Below are 18,920 nucleotides of genomic sequence, written 5' to 3'. Positions count from 1 at the left end.
GACCATGGCCTCGATTGAAGCCATGCCGATCTGCCAACAAGTTCGGCCCGCCGAAACAGGAGCACCGCTGCCATGGCCCGTTCATTTCGCGTCGACATCGAACGGTTCCCGATCGCCGGCGGCTTCACCATCTCGCGCGGCACCAAGACCGAAGCCGAGGTCGTCACCTGTTCGATCGGCGAGGCCGGCTATGTCGGCCGCGGCGAATGCGTGCCCTACCCGCGCTATGATGAAAGTCAGCAAAGCGTGAGCGCGGTGCTTGAAGGGATCGCGGCCGACATCGAGAACGGCCTGACCCGAAAGGATCTGCAATCGGCGCTTCCGGCCGGTGCGGCGCGCAACGCGGTCGACTGCGCCCTGTGGGATCTGGAGGCGAAAATGGCGAGCCAGCGCGCCCACCACGCCGTATGCCGCATCCTGCCGCGGCCGGTGGTGACCGCCTACACGATCTCGCTCGGCTCACCCGAAGACATGGCCGCCCAGGCGCGCCAAGCCTCCCACCGGCCGCTTCTGAAGGTCAAGGTTGGCACCGACGATGATTATGCACGCATCCATGCCGTCGCCAGCGTAGCGCCCAACAGCCGCATCATACTCGACGCCAACGAGGGCTGGACGAAAGACAATATCCGCGACCACCTGCTCGCCGCCGCGCAGTTCCATGTCGCCCTGGTAGAGCAGCCGCTGCCGGCCGGCCAGGACGAGATCCTGCGCGACATTCCCCATCCCGTGCCGATCTGCGCCGACGAAAGCGTCCACACTGCCGACAGCCTGGACGCGCTTGCCGGTCTCTACGATGCCGTCAACATCAAGCTCGACAAGACCGGCGGCCTGACCGCCGCGCTCGACCTGCGCGATCAGGCGCGCAAGCGTGGTTTCGGTGTCATGGTGGGCTGCATGGTGGGAAGCTCGCTGGCGATGGCACCGGCGGTGCTGCTTGCCCAGGACGCCGATTATGTCGATCTCGACGGACCGCTGCTTTTGGCCCGCGACCGCTCGCCCGGCCTGCGCTATTCCGGCTCGCTGGTGTCGCCGCCGGAACCGGCTTTGTGGGGGTAAGCGTCCGGCCGACCGCGGCGACCGCGCCCGGCGCTTTTGCCGACGAGGGTTGCTGATTGATCGGCGTCAGGCGGCTTCGGCGGTCTTCTTGCCCTTGAACGGCACGATCGTATCGGACCTGTCGCGTTCGGCGCCGCGCGCTTGCGTCCAGGTGATGATCTCGAACGAGCCGTCCTCGTTCTCGCCCACCGCCGTGCAGCTTTCCACCCAGTCGCCGGTGTTGATGTAGTCGATGTCGCCCATCCTTGTGATGGTCGCGTGGTGGATATGCCCGCACACCACCCCCTCCACGCCCGAGCGGCGCGCTTCCTGGGTCACCACCTCCTGGAAGGCGCCGATGAAGTTGACCGCCTGTTTCACGCGTATCTTGGCCCAGGACGAAAACGACCAGTAGGGCATACCGAACAGCCGCCGGAAGACCCCGACCCCGCGATTGACGACAATGGCGATATCGTAGGCCTTATCGCCCAGATAGGCGAGCCAGCGCGCATTGTGGACGACCGCGTCGAACTGGTCGCCATGAATGACGAGAAACCGCCGCCCGTCGGCCGCCTCGTGGATCGCACGGTCGGCGACCACGATCCCGCCGAAATGCACGCCTTGAAAGGCGCGCAGGAATTCGTCGTGATTGCCGGCGATATAGACGATCTTCGTGCCCTTGCGCGCCTTGCGCAGCAATTTTTGCACCACGTCGTTATGGGCCTGGGGCCAGTGCCACGAGCGCCGCAGGCGCCAGCCGTCGACGATGTCGCCGACCAAATAGATCGTTGCGGCATCGTGATGGCGCAGAAAGTCGATCAGCAGCTCGGCCTTGGCCGGTTTCGAGCCCAGATGGATGTCCGAGACGAAAAGCGTCCGGAAGGTGCGGATCCGTTCACCGGCCATGAAGCGCCCACCTCTTGTTGCCGGCCTTCCAAAACACGATTCATGTCACAGCCATGTGACGACGCCTGCATGGCCGCTGCGGCTTTTGGGGGAGTTTTCTCAAGAGCCTTCTGACACTAGTGTGCGGCCGACAAGCGGGAGGAAACGAAAATGGATCTGGGAATTCGGGGCAAGTCGGCGATCATGTGCGCGTCGAGCCGGGGTCTCGGCCTTGGTTGCGCCAGCGCCCTGGCCGAAGCCGGCTGTGCGTTGGTGATCAACGGCCGCGACGCCGACACGCTCGCTGAGACTGCGGCCGGCCTGCGCACACGCTACGGGGTTACGGTGACGGAAGTCGCCGGCGACGTGTCGAAGGCTGAGGTCCAGGAGGCGCTGCTGGCCGCCTGTCCGGCGCCGGACATTCTCGTCAACAACAATGGCGGCCCGCCCTTGCGCGATTTTCGCCAGCTCGACCGCGAGGCGCTGCTTGACGGCGTGACGCAGAACATGGTGACGCCGATCGAACTGATCCGCTCCGTCATCGACGGCATGGCCGAACGCGGATTCGGACGCATCGTCAACATCACCTCGCTGTCGGTCTACCAGCCGATTCCCGGGCTCGACCTGTCGTCGGGCGCGCGCGCCGGACTGACCGCCTTTCTCGCCGGCATCGCCCGCACGGTCGCCGGCAGCAACGTCACCATCAACAATATCCTGCCCGGCAAATTCGACACCGACCGCATCCGCAGCACGTTGGTGTTTGCCGCCGAAAAGGCCGGCGTCAGCGTGGAGGAGCAGGCAAAAAAGGTCGCCGCCGACATTCCCGCAGGCCGCCTCGGCACGGCGGAGGAATTCGGCAAGGCGTGCGCGTTTTTGTGTTCGGCGCATGCCGGCTATATCACTGGTCAGAACCTGATCCTCGACGGCGGGCTTTATCCGAGCGCCTTTTGAACGCCGTTGAATCCACTCTCAAAGAACGAGGAACAAGCCTTTGAAACTGGTTCGCTTTGGTGAAATGGGGAACGAACGGCCAGGCCTGGTCGAGGCCGACGGTACGATCCGCGACATGTCCGGCATCGTCCCCGATTACGGACCTGAATCGGTCTCGCCGGCGCTTTACGAAAAACTCGCCGGCGCCGACCTGTCCTCGCGCCCGGCCGCGCCGGCCGGCGCACGCATCGGCGCGCCGCTATGCCGTATCGGCCATTTCATCGCGATCGGCCTCAACTATGCCGATCATGCCGCTGAGACCGGCGCGCCGATCCCCAAGGAGCCGATCGTGTTTTCCAAGGCGCCGAGTTCCGTGTCGGGGCCCAATGACGACGTGCTGATCCCGCGCGGGGCGCAAAAACTCGATTGGGAGGTCGAGCTTGCGGTGGTGATCGGCAAGCGCTGCGACTATGTCGGCAAGAACGACGCCCTGTCGCACGTCTTCGGTTATGCCGTATGCAACGACGTGTCGGAACGCGCCTATCAGGCCGAGCGCGGCGGTCAGTGGATCAAGGGCAAGAGCGCGCCGACCTTCGGGCCGCTCGGCCCGTTTCTGGTGACGGCCGACGAGATCGCCGATCCGCAGGCTCTCGACATGTTTCTCGACGTCAACGGCCAAAGACGCCAGACCGGCAACACGGCGACGATGATCTTTTCGGTGGCCGAAATCGTCTCCTACCTGTCGCAGTTCATGGTGCTGGAACCGGGCGACGTCATCACCACCGGCACGCCGCCCGGCGTCGGCCTCGGCTTCAAGCCGCCGGTATTCCTCCGCGACGGCGACACCATGCATCTGGGCATCGCCGGCCTCGGCGAACAGCGCCAGACGGTCGTGGCGCGCTGACCCGCGGCCTGCCCCCACGACCCGCGCGCGCTAAGGCCCCAAGTGCGAATCGAACGGACGGGCTCGGACACCGGAACCGCATCCGGCCGCTAGCGCCGCCGGCTGCGAAACAGCTTCAAGCCGACCGCTCCCCATGACGGGATGCGGCGTGCTAATTTGGCCGTTCAGGCATTGGACATCGCGACATGACGAAGAAGCAGGACAAGACCGAGCGCAGCGAGTTCGACGAGGCGGCGCTGTTCTTCCACCGTTACCCCTCGCCCGGGAAACTCGAGATCCAGGCGACCAAGCCGCTCGGCAACCAGCGCGACCTGGCGCTGGCCTATTCGCCGGGCGTGGCGGTGCCGTGCCTGGCCATCCACGACGATCCTGCCAGCGCGGCCGACTACACCGCACGCGCCAATCTGGTCGGCGTCGTCTCAAACGGCACGGCCGTTCTCGGCCTCGGCAATATCGGCCCGCTCGCGTCCAAGCCGGTGATGGAAGGCAAGGCGGTGCTGTTCAAGAAATTCGCCGGTATCGACGTGTTCGACATCGAGATCGACGCGCCCGAAATCGAACGCATGGTCGAAACCATCGCCGCCCTCGAGCCCACCTTCGGCGGCATCAATCTCGAAGACATCAAGGCGCCGGAATGTTTCGAGGTCGAGGAACGGCTGAAGAAACGCATGGCGATCCCGGTCTTCCACGACGACCAGCACGGTACGGCGATCATCGTCGCGGCGGCGGTGCTCAACGCGCTCGAACTGGCCGAAAAGGACATCGCCGCCGTCAAGATCGTCACCTCGGGCGCCGGCGCGGCCGCAATCGCCTGCCTCAACCTGCTCGTCTCGCTCGGCGCCAAACCCGACAACATCTGGATCACCGACCGCCACGGCGTCGCCTATATAGGCCGCGTGGAGGAAATGGACCGGTGGAAGGAGCCGTATCTCAAGGACACCGACGCACGCGCGCTTGCCGACGTCATCGGCGGCGCCGACGTTTTTCTGGGCCTGTCGGCTGCAGGCGTTCTGAAGCCGGAGCTGTTGGCGGAAATGGCCGAGCGGCCGCTGATCCTGGCGCTCGCCAATCCGGTGCCGGAAATCATGCCCCAGGTCGCGCGCGAGGCGCGGCCCGACGCGATGATCTGCACCGGGCGCTCGGACTTTCCCAACCAGGTCAACAACGTGCTGTGCTTTCCTTACATCTTCCGCGGCGCGCTCGATGTCGGCGCGACCGCGATCAACGAGGATATGAAGATGGCGGCGGTCCAGGCAATCGCCGCTCTCGCCCGCGAGGAGCCATCCGATGTCGCCGCCCGCGCCTATTCGGGCGAAACCCCGACTTTCGGCCCGGATTTCCTGATCCCCTCGCCGTTCGATCCACGCCTGATCCTCAGGATCGCGCCCGCCGTCGCCAAGGCGGCCTGCGAGACCGGAGTCGCCGCGCGGCCGATCGCCGATTTGGATGCCTATATCGACCGGCTGAACCGCTTCGTGTTCCGCTCCGGCCTGGTCATGAAGCCGGTCTTTTCGGCCGCGCGCCGGGCCACGGCCAAACGTGTCATCTATGCCGACGGCGAGGACGAGCGCGTATTGCGCGCCGCCCAGGTGGTTGTCGAGGAAGGCATCGCCGAACCGATTCTGATCGGACGCCCGCATGTGATCGAGGTCCGTTTGCGGCGCCACGGGCTCAGAATCCGACCGGGCGCCGATTTCGATCTGGTCAATCCCGAGGACGATCCGCGCTACCGTGACTATGTCGAGATGCTGATCGGCGTCGCCGGCCGTCGCGGCATCACCCAGGAGGCCGCGCGCACCATGGTGCGTACCAACACCACGGTGATCGCAGCCCTCGCGCTGATCCGCGGTGAGGCGGATGCGATGATCTGCGGCCTGGAAGGCCGTTTCGAGCGCCATCTGCGCAATGTTGACCTGATCGTCGGCCACAAGCCCGGCGTACGCGACCTATCCGCCCTGTCGATGCTGATCATGCAGCGCGGCGTCACCTTCTTCACCGACACTTATGTCAGCGTCGAGCCGAGCGCGGAGGAAATCGCCGAGATGACCGTGCTCGCAGCGGCCGAAATCCGCCGCTTCGGCATTGAGCCCAAGGCGGCCTTGCTGTCGCTGTCGAATTTCGGCTCGCGCGACACGGCCAGCACGCTGAAAATGCGCAAGGCGGCGAGCCTGATCGCGGCGTTGGCGCCGGAGTTGGAGGCCGATGGCGAGATGCACGGCGATTCGGCGCTTTCGGAAATGCTGCGCCAACGCGTCTATCCGCATTCCAGGCTGAAGGGAGAAGCCAATCTGCTGGTCTTCCCTGACCTCGATGCCGCCAATATCGCGCTGACCACGATCAAGCAATTGACTGATGCGCTGCATGTCGGCCCGATCCTGCTTGGCGCGGCCCGCCCTGCCCATATTCTGACACCATCGGTCACCTCGCGCGGCGTGGTCAACATGACCGCGCTTTCTGTGGTCGAGGCCTCGCAGACGGCCGACGGCTGAAGCCGCCAACCGCGCATATGCTAAAGACCGGGTTAACCGGTTTCGGCTAGGTTGCATCGGTCCGCGACTGCGAGACCGGGACCGACATGGCGACTACGCGAACATCGATGACAGGGGGCTGGCTCGGCCCGATACGTTGTGCCGTGCTGCTTGTCGCCGTCTCTTTCGGTATTTTGTCACCTGGCTCCGTCGAGGCCGCCTCGCGTCTTTGCCGCGACCTGGAGGCGCGCCTGGCCACGCTCGGCCAGACGCGCATTGTCGCTTCGCCCGCAGCGCGTCGTTATGAAAAGGCGATCCGCGACCAAAGGGGACAGATCGCCAAGGCTGAGCGCCAGCAACGTCGCGCCGGCTGTTCCGGCGGCTTTTTCCGCCGCGACACCGGCAATGTCTGCCAATCGCTCGACAACACGCTGAAGCGCATGCACGACAACCTCGCCACGCTGGAGCGCAAACATGCCGGTCTATCTCGCAGCGGCGGCGATACGAGGCGCGAACGGCGGCGTCTGATGGCCTCGATCGCAGCGAACGACTGCCGCGACCAGACCGTGGCGACGCGGCGCGCGCGCGAGGACCAGCGCGGCCGGCCGCTGTTTGAGCAGCTTTTCGGCGGTCCGGTCGACGCCGACAAGGACAAGTCGCGCCGGCGCTCTCCCCTCGACGACGACGACCGGGTGCGCGCCGTCATCAATCGCGACGGCCCGATCCAGATCGCGCCCGGCGTAACCGGCCGCTTCCGGACATTGTGCGTGCGCACATGCGACGGCTATTATTTTCCGGTGTCGTTTTCGACCCCGGCAAGCGCTCTCGACCGCGACGAGGCGGCGTGTAAGGCGATGTGCCCGGGTACGGAGGTCGCGCTCTACCTGCATCGCGTTCCCGACCAGGAGACCGACCAGATGGTCTCTCTGGCCGGTGCACCCTATACCGAGCTTCCCGCCGCGTTCCTTTACCGGCGCCCCGACTACGAGCGGCCGGCAAGTTGCGGCTGTAACCCGGCGCGTGGCTTTTCCGTCATCGCCGGCGAGGCGGAAAAACCCGACAAGGACGCGCCGGCGGCCGCCGAACCGGTACTGCCGGTGCCGCTGTCGCGCCCCGATCCGGCGGCCGATCCTGAAACGCTGGCAAACCAGGCAGGCGGCCTCGACGAGGACATGATCAAGTCATTGCTGACACCGGCCGAACCGGCGCCCGAGCCGGCCGGCTCGCTTCCCGGTGACGTCCAAGACGATGACGACCGCAAGGTCAGGGTCGTCGGGCCAGTGTTTCTTCCCGACCCAGAAGCGGCAATAGATCTGACAGCTCCGGCCCGGACTCAAGCCCGGTAAGGGCAAGCCGCAAGGGCCGAAACAAGGCCTTGCCCTTGCGCCCGGTCTTATCCTTGACCGCGCTCGTCCAGGCCTTCCAGGTCTCGCCGTTCCACGGCTCGTCGGGCAGGAGTGCGAACGCATCGGCAAGAAAGGCCGCGTCGGCTTCGGCGAAAGGCACATCGGGGCGATAGTCCTTCGACACCACCTCCCACCAGCGCGCGGCGTCGCTGAGCCGGTCCAGATTGCCGCGCACCGCCAGCCAGAACGCCTCGGCCCGCTCGCCGCCGACGCCGAAGGCGACCAACCGGTCGCGCACGGCGGTAAACGGCATCGTCTGAAGCAGCGCCCGGTTGAGATGGACAAGGTCGGCGGGATCGAACTTGGCCGCCGAACGCGAGGCGGCGGCGGGGTCGAACTTTTCCGCCAGGTCGCCCATCGACGGCACCGGCTCGATGTTTTCCGACGTACCGGTCAGAACCGCGAGCGAAGCGATCGCCATCGGCTCGATGCCGTCCTCGCGCAGGCTGGCGATCGACAGCGCGCCGCTACGCTTGGAAAGCCCCTCGCCGCTTGCCGCCGTCAGCAAATTGTGATGGCCGAAGGCGGGTGCGTCCGCGCCCAGCGCCTTGAACAGCGCGATCTGCACGCCGGTATTGGTGACGTGATCGTCGCCGCGGATGACATGGGTGATCCCCATCTCGATATCGTCGACCACCGACGGCAGCGTGTAGAGATAGGTGCCGTCGGCCCGTATCAACACCGGATCGGACAGCGAGGCCAGATCGACCGTTTCCTCGCCGCGCACGATGTCGTTCCAGGATATGTCGGTGCGCTGCGTTTCGGACGGGTCGCGCTGGTAATTGGGCAGCAGGAAGCGCCAATGCGGCTTGCGGCCCTCGGCCTCGAGCGCGGCTCGGTCTTCGTCGCCGAGCGCCAGCGCCTCGCGACCGTAGATCGGCGGCAGTTTGCGCGACAGCCGGATCTTGCGCTTCAGCTCAAGCTCGTCGGGCGTTTCGTAACACGGGTAGAGCAGCCCTGCGGCCTTCAGTCTTTCGACGGCGGCCTGGTAGCGCTCGAAGCGCCGGGACTGATGGTCGACCTTGTCGGGAAAGATGCCCAGCCAATGCAGATCGTAGAGGATCTGGTCGGCGAATTCCTGTTTCGAGCGCGCCTGGTCGGTATCGTCGAAGCGCTGCACGAACCGGCCGCCGTTCTTGCGCGCGAACAACCAGTTGAACAGCGCCGTGCGCGCGTTGCCGATATGGATGTTGCCGGTGGGCGACGGCGCAAAACGGACTGTGACTGTCATGCGCGCGGCGTAGCCGAAAGGCCCGCCGCTTTCAAGGCGCGGACCCGCACCCTGGCCGCCACATAGGTCATCAAAAATGATGTCACGAAGCAATAGAGCCCCATCGCCACGATCTGCGCCGGGTAGGAAACGCCCCGGTCGATCAGGAATCCGGTCAGGCCCGGTCCCATCGCGGTCGCAAACACCATGATGGCGACCGTCAGCGCGCGGATCGAGCCGAGATGTTTGAGCCCGTAGACTTCCGGCCACAAAGCGCCGAAAAGCGTGGAGGAAAAGCCATAGGAAATACCGAGCAGGCCCATGAAGGCAAAAGCGCTCCACTGGCCGTCGAACGAACCCAGCACCAGGCAGGCGGCCCCCAGCGGAACGAGGAAGCCCGGCAGGATGGCAACCGCGGAAAACCGGTCGATCAACTGTCCCGACACCAGCGCGAAAGTAACCGTCATCGCGGCCATGAAGGTGAAGGAAACGGCGAAAATCTCGATCGACCAGCCGCGCAGCTCGACCAGATAGACCTGGTGGAAAAAGATCGTGGTGCCGATGAAGCCCGGCGCCATCACCCCCATCAACAGCAGATAAAACATCGGATCGCGGATAACCTGGCCGCGCGTCCAGTCGGGCGCGTCGACCTTCCTGGCGACCGGATCGTTAGCGCGCGGCGCGCGCTCGACGGCAATCAGCGCGCCGACCGCCGGCAGCGCCACGAGAGCCAACGCCAGCGCCGCCACGACCCACGAGCCGCGCCAGCCCACCAGCCCTGCCACCAAGACGAACAGCAGCGGAAACACCGCCTCGCCGACATTGTGGCCGAGGGTGACGACCGAGACCGCGCGGCCGCGCTGGGCCGAAAACCAGCGCGCCATGGCGGTGAATGCGTTGTGGGTCATCATGCCCTGGCCGAACAGGCGCAGCATATAGATCGAAACGGCAAGCACGACGATGTGGCTCGACACCGCCATCAGCAGCGCCGCCGCGGCGAGCAGGGGCATGATGATGAGCGCCACCGTCCGCGCGGAATAGCGGTCGACGATCTGGCCGAATTTGGGCAGCGTCAACGCGCTTGCGAGCGTGGCGACCATGTAGAGCGTGCCGAAGCCGCCATGGCTGAGCCCGTATTCGGCGCGGATCTGGCCCGCCGACAGCGAGATGAAGAAGGTCTGGCCGAACGAAGAGAACAAGGTCAGCAGAAAACCGCCGGCGAGCCAGCGGGCATTGTCGCGCAGGAAGGTGAAAAACATCATGGGCGCAGGTGACGAAGGGTGACGAAATGGGCGACGGCACGCTCACGCGCCGGCCCGGTTGGGTTCGACTGATCGCGCCAAGTCTATAGGGTCGGCACGGGCGAATTGATAGGCCGAACCGGACTGGGACCAAGGCAAATCCGGAACGCGGTTTCCACGTTCGGCCCGCGCGACCGCCAGTTTCGGCGTCGCAAGCGGGGCATGCAAGGCACCGTATGCGCCGCCTTGCCAAGCCCGGCATCATGCCCGACACTGTTTCGCACCGGTCAAGCTGGAGCGAGACCATGCCATATGTCGAGGCGAACGGGGCAAGACTGCATTATCTGGACGAGGGGTCAGGTCCGCACACCGTCGTTTTTTCGCATGGGCTGCTGTTTCGCGGCGAAATGTTTCGCGCCCAGATCGACCGTTTGAAACAGCATTACCGCTGCATCGCCTACGATCATCGCGGCCAGGGCGACAGCGCGATTGCAAGCGACGGCTACGACATGGATACGCTGACGGAGGACGCGGCCGCCCTGATTGTGGCGCTCGACGTCGGCCCGTGCCATTTTGTCGGGCTTTCAATGGGCGGGTTCGTGGGCATGCGGCTTGCCCTGCGCCGGCCCGAACTTCTGCGCTCGCTCACGCTGCTGGATACGTCCGCGGGCGCGGAGCCGGCGAAAAACCTCCCGCGCTACCGGACCCTCAATTTCATCGCGCGCTGGTTCGGACTGGGAATCGTTTCCGGCAGGATCATGCCGATCATGTTCGGCAAGACCTATCTCGACAATCCGACGCGCGCGGCCGAGCGCGAGATGTGGCGCAAACGCATCGTTTCGGCAGACCGAACCGGCATTACCCGTGCCGTTGCCGGCGTAATCGACCGCCAGGGCCTTGGCGAGACGATCGCGGCCATCAAGACGCCAACCCTCATCCTGGTCGGCGAGGAGGATGTCGCGACCCCGCCTGAAAAATCGGAGACCATGCACCGCCTGATCCCTGGATCAAAACTCGTCCGCATCCCCAAAGCCGGCCATTCCTCGACCATCGAGGCGCCGGAAGCGGTCAATGCCGCGCTTGAGGCTTTTCTGGTCGGACACGATACCTGAACCTGCGGGAGGCGCCGATGAAACGACAGAGTTTCGAACGGTTCTACCTGGAAAAGATCGCGCTCGGGGAGGGTTGCGGCTGCGCCGAGCATGTCACCCGCATCCGCGAACTCGACGCGCTCGGCGAGCGCGTCCGCAACGCGCGCAGCGGTCGAAGCCCGCAAACCTCCCGGATTCTGGCCGGCATCCGCCGGCTGTGGACGGCTTTCGCCCGGCATATGCCCTTTGTCGCGCCCGATCCCTGAATCGGTTGGTGATCGGATTACCCTGCCGCCATCGACTTCTTGCGGCCAATCCGGCACCAGGTGCAGCCCGGCAACATCTATACGCGGCGACATAAACCAGACGCCGGTTCTGTGGCCGCCACCTCCCGGCATCGAGCCGTTTCCAGCAACCGGTGGCCTTTCGGGAAAAATGGCTCCGCTCTTGAGAATCAAATAAGTGTATGCTTATCTGTTGGCATGAATGAAACGGAAATTTTCAAGGCGCTGGCAGATCCGACACGCCGAGCCGTGTTCGAGCGGCTCGTCGAGGGCGAGAAAAACGCCACACAGGTCAGAGAGGGGCTCGACGTGTCGCAGCCTGCCATCTCGCAACACCTCACGGTCCTGCGCAAGGCCGGACTCGTGCGAGAGCGGCGCATCGGTCGCCACGTCAATTACGTCGTCGATCCAAACGGTCTTACCCCTTTGCTCGACTGGTTCGACCGCTATCGCGTTTATTGGCCGGCGCGGATCGAGCGGCTGAAAACACTTTTGAAGGAGCTCGACCAATGATGCCCGGCAAAACCCGCATCCCTGACATCGCTGTGGAAACGTTGATCCAGGCGCCGCTTGATACCGTCTGGCGCGCTCTGACGAACAGCATTCTCGCTGCCGAGTGGCTTGGCGCACGGCCCGAACAAGCCGATACGAACGGCGCACCCAGGGCCGAAAACAGCTTCCAGATCATCGATGTCGTGCCGAAAACGCGCGTCGTATACCGCTGGCGCGAGGCAGATGACGACAACATCTCCTCCCGCGTCACGGTAGACATCGCGTCGGAAGGGCCAGTCGCAACCCGGCTGCGGCTTGTCCACCAGCCACCGATGCGCTTGGTGCCGCGCGCTGCCAACCAGAACGCCGGCACGCGCGCGCGCGCCGCCTGACGCCAACTCAAATCGACCTCGACAACAAAGGAGATCGCCGATGCGCGACACGATGGCGCTCGTCCCCATGGTCGTGGAGCAATCGCCCAAAGGCGAACGCTCCTTCGATATCTTTTCTAGGCTGCTTCGCGAGCGGATCATTTTCCTCAACGGCGAAGTGAACGACGATTCGGCGGCGCTCATCTGCGCACAACTTCTGTTTCTGGAATCGGAGAATCCCGAACGCGAGATTTCCTTCTATATCAACTCGCCGGGCGGCGTGGTGTCCAGCGGCTTTGCGATCTATGACACAATGCGCTTCATCAACAGCCCGGTCGCCACGGTGTGCATGGGAACGGCCGGCTCGATGGGATCGTTTCTGTTGATGGCGGGCGAGCCCGGCCGACGCGCCGCCCTCGCGAATGCGAGCATCGTGTTGCACCAACCCTCAGGTGGCTTTCGCGGTCAGGCATCCGACGTGCAACGCCATGCGGAAGACATATTGAAGCTGAAACGGCGCATGATCCGGCTCTATTCACAACATTGCGGGCGCACGGAAGAAGAGGTCGAGCGCACGCTCGACCGCGACTTCTTCATGACTGCACAGGAAGCCCGCGACTGGGGGATAGTCGACCGGGTCTATTCAACGCGAAAGGAACTGGAAAAACCGAAAGCGCCATAGTCGCCAACGCGCCGACAAATCACGGACAACGCGGCTAAATGGAATCTTACGAACGATCCCGAAACCGGTTGGTGATCGGATAGCGCCGGTCGCGGCCAAAGTTCTTGCGGGTGATCTTGACGCCCGGCGCCGCCTGGCGGCGCTTGTACTCGGCGATATAGAGCAGATGTTCGATCCGGTGCACCGTCTCGCGGTCGTGGCCGCGCGCGACGATGGCGTCGACGCCCATCTCGTTTTCCACCAGACATTCCAGGATATCGTCAAGTACCGGATAGGGCGGCAGCGAATCCTGGTCGGTCTGGTCGGGCTTCAATTCGGCCGACGGCGCCTTGTCGATGATGTTTTTCGGAATGACCTCGCCGGTGGGGCCAAGCGCGCCCGGCGGGGTATGGGCGTTGCGCCAGCGCGACAGGGCGTAGACCTGCATCTTGTAAAGATCCTTGATCGGATTGAAGCCACCATTCATGTCGCCGTAAAGCGTCGCGTAGCCTACCGACATTTCCGACTTGTTGCCGGTGGTGATTACCATCGAGCCGAACTTGTTGGAGATCGCCATCAGAATGGTGCCGCGCGTCCGGCTCTGCAGGTTTTCCTCGGTGATGCCGTCCTCGGTGCCCTCGAAAAGCTGCGTCAGGGCATGCGAAAAGCCCTGGACGGGCTCGAAGATCGGCACGGTGTCGTAGCGACAGCCGAGCGCGCGGGCGCAATCCTCGGCATCTTTGAGCGAGTCCTTGGTGGTATAGGTGTAGGGCATCATCACCGCCCTCACCCGGTCCTCGCCGAGCGCGTCGACGGCAAGCGCCGCGCAGATCGCCGAATCGATGCCGCCCGACAGTCCCAGGACGACGTTCTTGAAACCGTTCTTGTTGACGTAGTCGCGCAGGCCCAGCAGGCAGGCGCGGTAATCGGCCTCCTCCGCCTCGGGGATTTGCGACATCGGTCCGCCATCGCAGACCCAGCCATCCGGCGCGCGTTTCCAGGTCGAAACCGAGACCGCCTCCTCGAACTGGCTCATCTGGAAAGCGAGCGACTTGTCGGCACCAATGGCGAAGGAGGCGCCGTCGAAGACGAGTTCGTCCTGGCCGCCGAGCTGGTTGGCGTACAAAATCGGCAGACCGCTCTCGATCACCTGCCGGATCACGACCTGCTGGCGCATGTCGACCTTGCCGCGGTAATAAGGCGAACCGTTGGGCACCAGCAGAAGCTCGGCTCCGCTTTCGGCGAGCGTCTCGCACACGCCGAGATCGCCCCAAATATCCTCGCAGACCGGCACACCGACGCGCACGCCGCGAAAATCGACCGGCCCGGGCATCGACGGTCCCGGCTCGAAAACCCGCTTTTCGTCGAATTCGCCATAATTCGGCAGGTCGAGCTTGTAGCGTTCACCGAGCACCTTGCCGCCGTCGGCGACAATGACCGCATTGTGCAGGCCCGACGAACGCGCGAGCGGTGTGCCGATCACGATCCCAGGCCCGCCATCGGCGGTCTCGGCGGCGAGGTCGAGCGCGGCGCGTTCGCAGGCCGCCACGAAGGCCGGCTTGAGAACCAGATCCTCGGGCGGGTAGCCGGCAATGAACAATTCGGTGAACAGCACCAGCTCGGCGCCGTGGCGCGCCGCGTCGGCACGCGCTGCCCGCGCCTTTTCGAGATTGCCGACGACGTCGCCGACGATCGGGTTCAGTTGCGCGGTGGCGATACGAAGGGTCGAAGGCATGCTCATGCCACTGCCTGTAGCGCGACCGCGCCGACGCGGCAATGGCCGCGCTGCAGGCCTATTCGCCCATATACTCGCGCAATGCCTCTGGCGAATGGTTCTCGCCGATCGACATCGCCAGGATGCGCGAAAGGTGAACGTAAGCCAGGCCGGTTTCGGTGCGCCAGGCATTGAGCTGTGCCTGGATGGCGTGAAGGTCCTTCTTAGAACTCGGGCTTTCTGCGATATCGAGCCCGGCATCGCGCAAGGCGGCCGCCATGTCGCGCGAAACGATAAAACAGTCCCAGCCCAGCCAGCGCAGCAGATATTGTCCGGTATTGCCGCCGAGCCGGCTGCCGTTTTTGGCCAGGAAAGCCATCAACCCGACCTGGTCGTCGGCCGGCCAGTCGGCGAGAAACCGGCCAAACCCACCATGCTCGCGCGAAATCCTATCGACAAAGGCGGCGTTGTCGCGCACCGATTTGATCTTTTGCGGGTTGCGCACGATGCGCGCGTCACCGGCCAGATCGTGCCAGAACTCGTCCGGCTGGAACAGGAGCTGCTTGGGATTGAAACCCAGAAACGCTTCTTCGAAACCGGGCCATTTCTGCTCGATCACGCGCCACACGAAGCCGGCGCAAAACACCCTGTTGGCCATGGTCGAAAGCACGCGGTCGTCGGGGATAGCCGCCACGGCGGCATTCTCGGGCACGGACGGCAACAGCGTGGCAAGAGCGGCCTCGCCGCCCTTGCGTTCGGCGGCGCGCTCGCGGATTTGGGCGATGGTCTTCATACGATCCTCCCGCGCGTCGCGGCCGCATCAGGCCCGACACGGTGCGCAACGCAGGCAGAAAATGCGGCACCTGGCCGTGACGCGCAAGCGCTCTCCAGACCGCAACCTCGCTGATGCTGACAGGCTCACGCCACGCCGAGAGCCATTTCGCCGCGATCGAGGATCAGCGGAATGATCAAATCCTCCTCGTCGTCGAGATGCCGCGTCAGCATGGCGACGAGCCGCTGATTGGCGTCGGCATAGGCGTCGGCGGCAAAACGCCTTGCGTCCTCGTCGGCGTTAAGAGCGCGCAAAAAGTCGTTCGCCGTCGCCGCATTGCGCTCGAGGACGTCGTGGATGGCGTGATGATCGCCGTCGAGAATTTCGAAACCGCGGGCGAGCCGTTTTTCCGCCCGCGCGAAGACCGGAAAATAATGCTGGTCCTCAATATTGTGGTGCCCGTCGAGATGGCCGAGAAAATAGTTGAGGCGCGGCGCGAACCATTGCGCGAAATCGGCTGCCGACCGCACGCCCTCGCGATAGTCGGCAATACCGGTCGTCAACAGGCCGCCGAGGTCGCGGAACATGGCGTGACGTTGCAGCCAGAACTGCGCCATACCGCCAATATTGCGATGCGCGGCCCAGTCGGAGCGCGGATATTTCTCGACCAGAAAGCGCAGATCGTCGGGCAGACCTGACCGCTCCAGGAGATCGGGAGTTTGGAGTTCGCTCATTCAAACCTGTCCATTCACCCAACTCCGCCGCGGACGCGGCCTGAAAGCGCGTTGGCGCGACCGACCACGACTTTACACGTCGTCCGCCACCGATCGGCTGAAAAGATAAGCGTCGAAAGCGAAAAGGCCGAACTGCCGCGAGGCGTGAACGCGTGTACCGGTCGCTGCCTCGCCGGCGGCCCCGACGGCAAAGAATAGCGGCATCAAATGTTCGTCGCTCGGATGGTTTTCGACCGGATAAGGCGCGCGGGTCTTCCAGTCGAGCAGCGCCTCGATATCTCCGACGGCGAGATGTTCAGCCAACCAGCCGGTAAAAGCCTCGACCTTGTCGACCATCGCCTGGTCGACAGACGCGCCGCCGCGCATGACCGGAATTACCGCGCGCAGATTGTGGGTGATGTGACCGGAGCCGATCATCAGCACACCTTCCTTGGCCAGCGGCGCCAGGGCGCAGCCGACCGCGTAATGCCAGCGCGCGTCACGGTCGGGATCGACCGAGACCTGAACGACGGGAATGTCGGCCTGCGGATAGGCCAGCAAAAGCGGCGTCCAGGTGCCGTGATCGAAGCCGCGCTGGACCGTGTGGGTGGGCGCCAGGCCGGCCTTCGCCAACAGCTCGACCACGCGTCCGGCGAGTTCCGGACTGCCCGGCGCCGGATAGACCATTTGGTAAAGTTCCGGCGCAAAGCCGCCGAAATCGTAGATCATGCCCGGCTTTGGGTCGGTGACCACCGAAACACCGCCGGTCTCGAAATGGGCCGACACGATCACGATCGCCTTCGGGCGTGGAATCAGACCGGACAGGCTTTTGAGAAAATCGCGGGCCGGCGTGTCGTCGGTCACGATGTTGGGCCCGCCATGCGAGATGAAAAGGCTGGGGATTGTGCTCATGACGCCGATATAGGAAGGAACCGGTCATCGGTGCAATCCGCCCGCCGACGACTGAGCGTTCACTGGGATGAAACGATCGGTGAAACACCGTTCATAGCCTGGCCTATAGCCGTTCCCACGACGGGCATCAGCGGCCGCAGCCTTCACAGGCGACGGCGACGAAACGCGCGCCTTGAGGGCCGATCAACCGAAATCCGCCCGGATTGGGCGCAAGCTGCGCCCAGCCTCCCTCCTGCATGAACACCACAACCTTGTCCCGTCGGGCGATCTCGCCAAGGAGCGCCTCCCAACCGACGATTTCGGGAATACGGCGCCCGCAATAATACTGGAACACGCCGCTCCAGCGCCCCGGCCGCAGCACCAGCGGCTTCCACCCCGCCTCCAAATAGGGTCTGGCGGCCTCGCAGGCGGGCCGCGTGCTCTTGCGGATGTCGAGAGCCGGCAGGGTGAGTAGGAAATGCGGCAGCGACACAGCCGCGACGGACAGCGCCAACAGCGGCAGCCATCGACACCACTCGGCCGCACGCCGCAACCACAGGCTGAGCGCGAACGGAGCCAGAACCAGGCCGGCGACCAGATTGCCGGCGAGGAAGAAGCCGTAATAGTTCCGCCAGGCGACAGCGATCAGAACGGGAACTCCGAGCAACAACAGGCCGGCGACCAACGAGCGGAACAAAAGGGCCCGCCTCGGCACCAGATCGAGTACGACGCGGCCGGTCAGAACCGCGAGGGCAGGATAGAAGCAGAGCAGGAAATTCATGCTCACATAGCGCAGGAAGGTCAAAACGACGAGCGGGGCAGCGACCGACAACACCAAAAAGGCATAACCGCCATCGCCGGCCGCGCGCGCCGCGCCGAGGCGGGCGGGCCGGAGGGCCGACAGCAGTCCCGGCCACGGCAGCACCAGCAGCAACAATGTCCATGGCAGCCAGCGATAGGCGAGCATGAACAGGTAGTGCGGCAGGTGGAAATAGAGCCTGAAGCCGTCGGCCACCGCCCGGGTGCCGACATCGCCGGCCAGCGCCTGCAGATAGGCCTGCCCCTGCACGCGATAGAGCCCGAAGGCGTAAAGCCCCAGGATGGCGACGAAAACGGCGATTCCATATGCGACGTCGACGCCAAACAGCCGCGACAGCCGCCCTCGCCACAACAGCCAGGCAAACGCCGTGAGCAGCGGAAACACGATGCCGATCGGCCCTTTGACAAGCACGGCGCAGGCCGAAAAAACAAAGGCTGCGACCATCCACCCGACGGCGCGCGGCCGCGACAGCGCCAGAAAGAAAGCACCCAGGCTCCAGGCGATGAATGCACCGAAATGCGGGTCCATGCGCGGATAGTGCATGCGCTCGACGAAAAACAGGCCTGTCACGAGCACGACCGCCGCGGTGAGCGCCAGCCCTCGGTCTTGCGGCGCCACGATGCGCGCGAGCCAGACCGTCGCAGCAGCCATCATCACCGCGCCGATCGCGACGGCGAGAAAATGGATCCACGGCGCTTGCGTGCCTGTGACGAGGCTCAGCGACGCCAGCAGCCAGAAATAGCCGGCCGGCTTGTCAGGATAGAATTCGCCATTGAGAAACAGCGCCAGCCAATGGCCATGGTCGAGCAGCTCGCTCAAAACCGCGGCATGGCGCAGTTCGTCGAGCCACCACAGCTCGCGCGCCCAAAGGGTGGGAACGGTCTGGACCACTATAAGCGCGGTTACCGCAAGGTAGGGATGCGCCAGCGCCCAGCCCCACACGCGGCCGGCCGATCGGCTCGCGAGGGGCTCCGCCCGGGCTTGCGCGGGCCCGCCTATCGCGCTGCGCTCCACCAAACCGTCCCGTGCTTC

The 18,920-nt window shown here is 64.6% G+C and carries 18 protein-coding genes; 10 read left to right on the top strand and 8 right to left on the bottom strand.

Going from position 1 to position 18,920, the window contains the following annotated elements; genetic code table 11:
- Positions 1-72 precede the first annotated feature (72 nt).
- On the top strand, positions 73-1,056 hold the full coding sequence (gene dgcA / locus GN330_RS10250) for an N-acetyl-D-Glu racemase DgcA (protein ID WP_156712564.1): 984 nt from the start codon (positions 73-75) through the stop codon (positions 1,054-1,056).
- Between the two features lie 66 nt (positions 1,057-1,122).
- Here the strand turns inward: dgcA and GN330_RS10245 are convergent, their stop codons facing one another.
- Positions 1,123-1,941, bottom strand: coding sequence for a UDP-2,3-diacylglucosamine diphosphatase (locus GN330_RS10245; RefSeq protein WP_156712563.1), 819 nt, complete (start codon positions 1,939-1,941; stop codon positions 1,123-1,125).
- Positions 1,942-2,091: 150 nt separating this feature from the next.
- Here GN330_RS10245 and GN330_RS10240 point away from each other — a divergent pair, with 150 nt between their 5' ends.
- From GN330_RS10240 to GN330_RS10225, 4 genes are all read left to right on the top strand, one after another.
- Positions 2,092-2,871 carry an SDR family oxidoreductase gene (locus tag GN330_RS10240; RefSeq protein ID WP_156712562.1) on the top strand — a complete coding sequence of 260 codons (780 nt, stop codon included), beginning with the start codon at positions 2,092-2,094 and terminating at the stop codon, positions 2,869-2,871.
- Positions 2,872-2,911: 40 nt separating this feature from the next.
- Positions 2,912-3,754, top strand: coding sequence for a fumarylacetoacetate hydrolase family protein (locus GN330_RS10235; RefSeq protein WP_156712561.1), 843 nt, complete (start codon positions 2,912-2,914; stop codon positions 3,752-3,754).
- 185 nt (positions 3,755-3,939) lie between these two features.
- A complete protein-coding gene (locus GN330_RS10230; protein ID WP_156712560.1) occupies positions 3,940-6,243 on the top strand; it encodes an NADP-dependent malic enzyme in 2,304 nt (767 codons plus the stop codon).
- 107 nt (positions 6,244-6,350) lie between these two features.
- Positions 6,351-7,568, top strand: coding sequence for a DUF2865 domain-containing protein (locus tag GN330_RS10225; RefSeq protein ID WP_197435110.1), 1,218 nt, complete (start codon positions 6,351-6,353; stop codon positions 7,566-7,568).
- Here the strand turns inward: GN330_RS10225 and gltX are convergent.
- Both gltX and GN330_RS10215 read right to left on the bottom strand, forming a co-directional pair.
- Complete coding sequence (gene gltX / locus GN330_RS10220; protein WP_156712558.1) at positions 7,486-8,859, bottom strand: glutamate--tRNA ligase; 1,374 nt, start codon at positions 8,857-8,859, stop codon at positions 7,486-7,488. The genes GN330_RS10225 and gltX overlap by 83 nt on opposite strands.
- Positions 8,856-10,100: an MFS transporter gene (locus GN330_RS10215; RefSeq protein ID WP_156712557.1), complete on the bottom strand. Its 1,245-nt coding sequence runs from the start codon at positions 10,098-10,100 to the stop codon at positions 8,856-8,858. The genes gltX and GN330_RS10215 overlap by 4 nt, the downstream gene beginning before the upstream one ends.
- Before the next feature lie 284 nt (positions 10,101-10,384).
- Between GN330_RS10215 and GN330_RS10210 the strand changes: the two genes are divergently transcribed.
- The 5 genes from GN330_RS10210 (at position 10,385) to GN330_RS10190 (ending at position 12,999) form a co-directional block, all read left to right on the top strand.
- On the top strand, positions 10,385-11,191 hold the full coding sequence (locus GN330_RS10210) for an alpha/beta fold hydrolase (protein ID WP_156712556.1): 807 nt from the start codon (positions 10,385-10,387) through the stop codon (positions 11,189-11,191).
- A gap of 17 nt (positions 11,192-11,208) precedes the next feature.
- A complete protein-coding gene (locus GN330_RS10205; RefSeq protein ID WP_156712555.1) occupies positions 11,209-11,436 on the top strand; it encodes a hypothetical protein in 228 nt (75 codons plus the stop codon).
- 111 nt (positions 11,437-11,547) lie between these two features.
- Complete coding sequence (locus tag GN330_RS10200; protein ID WP_343040521.1) at positions 11,548-11,967, top strand: ArsR/SmtB family transcription factor; 420 nt, start codon at positions 11,548-11,550, stop codon at positions 11,965-11,967.
- The gene (locus GN330_RS10195; protein ID WP_156712554.1) at positions 11,964-12,338 is read left to right on the top strand and encodes an SRPBCC family protein; all 375 of its coding nucleotides are present in this window, start codon (positions 11,964-11,966) and stop codon (positions 12,336-12,338) included. Before GN330_RS10200 ends, GN330_RS10195 begins: the two co-directional genes overlap by 4 nt.
- A gap of 40 nt (positions 12,339-12,378) precedes the next feature.
- Positions 12,379-12,999, top strand: a complete 621-nt coding sequence (locus GN330_RS10190) for an ATP-dependent Clp protease proteolytic subunit (protein WP_156712553.1) — start codon at positions 12,379-12,381, stop codon at positions 12,997-12,999.
- Positions 13,000-13,045: 46 nt separating this feature from the next.
- Here the strand turns inward: GN330_RS10190 and GN330_RS10185 are convergent, their stop codons facing one another.
- The 5 genes from GN330_RS10185 to GN330_RS10165 form a co-directional block, all read right to left on the bottom strand.
- Entirely contained in the window at positions 13,046-14,719 is a 1,674-nt protein-coding gene (locus GN330_RS10185) for an NAD+ synthase (RefSeq protein ID WP_156712552.1), read from the bottom strand.
- Positions 14,720-14,771: 52 nt separating this feature from the next.
- Entirely contained in the window at positions 14,772-15,485 is a 714-nt protein-coding gene (locus GN330_RS10180; protein WP_156712551.1) for a DNA-3-methyladenine glycosylase I, read from the bottom strand.
- Between the two features lie 125 nt (positions 15,486-15,610).
- Positions 15,611-16,198, bottom strand: coding sequence for a hemerythrin domain-containing protein (locus GN330_RS10175; RefSeq protein ID WP_156712550.1), 588 nt, complete (start codon positions 16,196-16,198; stop codon positions 15,611-15,613).
- 72 nt (positions 16,199-16,270) lie between these two features.
- A complete protein-coding gene (locus tag GN330_RS10170; RefSeq protein ID WP_156712549.1) occupies positions 16,271-17,089 on the bottom strand; it encodes a DODA-type extradiol aromatic ring-opening family dioxygenase in 819 nt (272 codons plus the stop codon).
- A gap of 127 nt (positions 17,090-17,216) precedes the next feature.
- Positions 17,217-18,830, bottom strand: a complete 1,614-nt coding sequence (locus GN330_RS10165; RefSeq protein WP_197435109.1) for an ArnT family glycosyltransferase — start codon at positions 18,828-18,830, stop codon at positions 17,217-17,219.
- Between the last annotated feature and the right edge of the window lie 90 nt (positions 18,831-18,920).

Source organism: Nitratireductor arenosus (assembly GCF_009742725.1).
Lineage (GTDB): Bacteria > Pseudomonadota > Alphaproteobacteria > Rhizobiales > Rhizobiaceae > Mangrovimarina > Mangrovimarina arenosa.
Note: the sequence above shows the minus strand (reverse complement) of the source record. Positions and strands in the feature narration are given on the sequence as shown.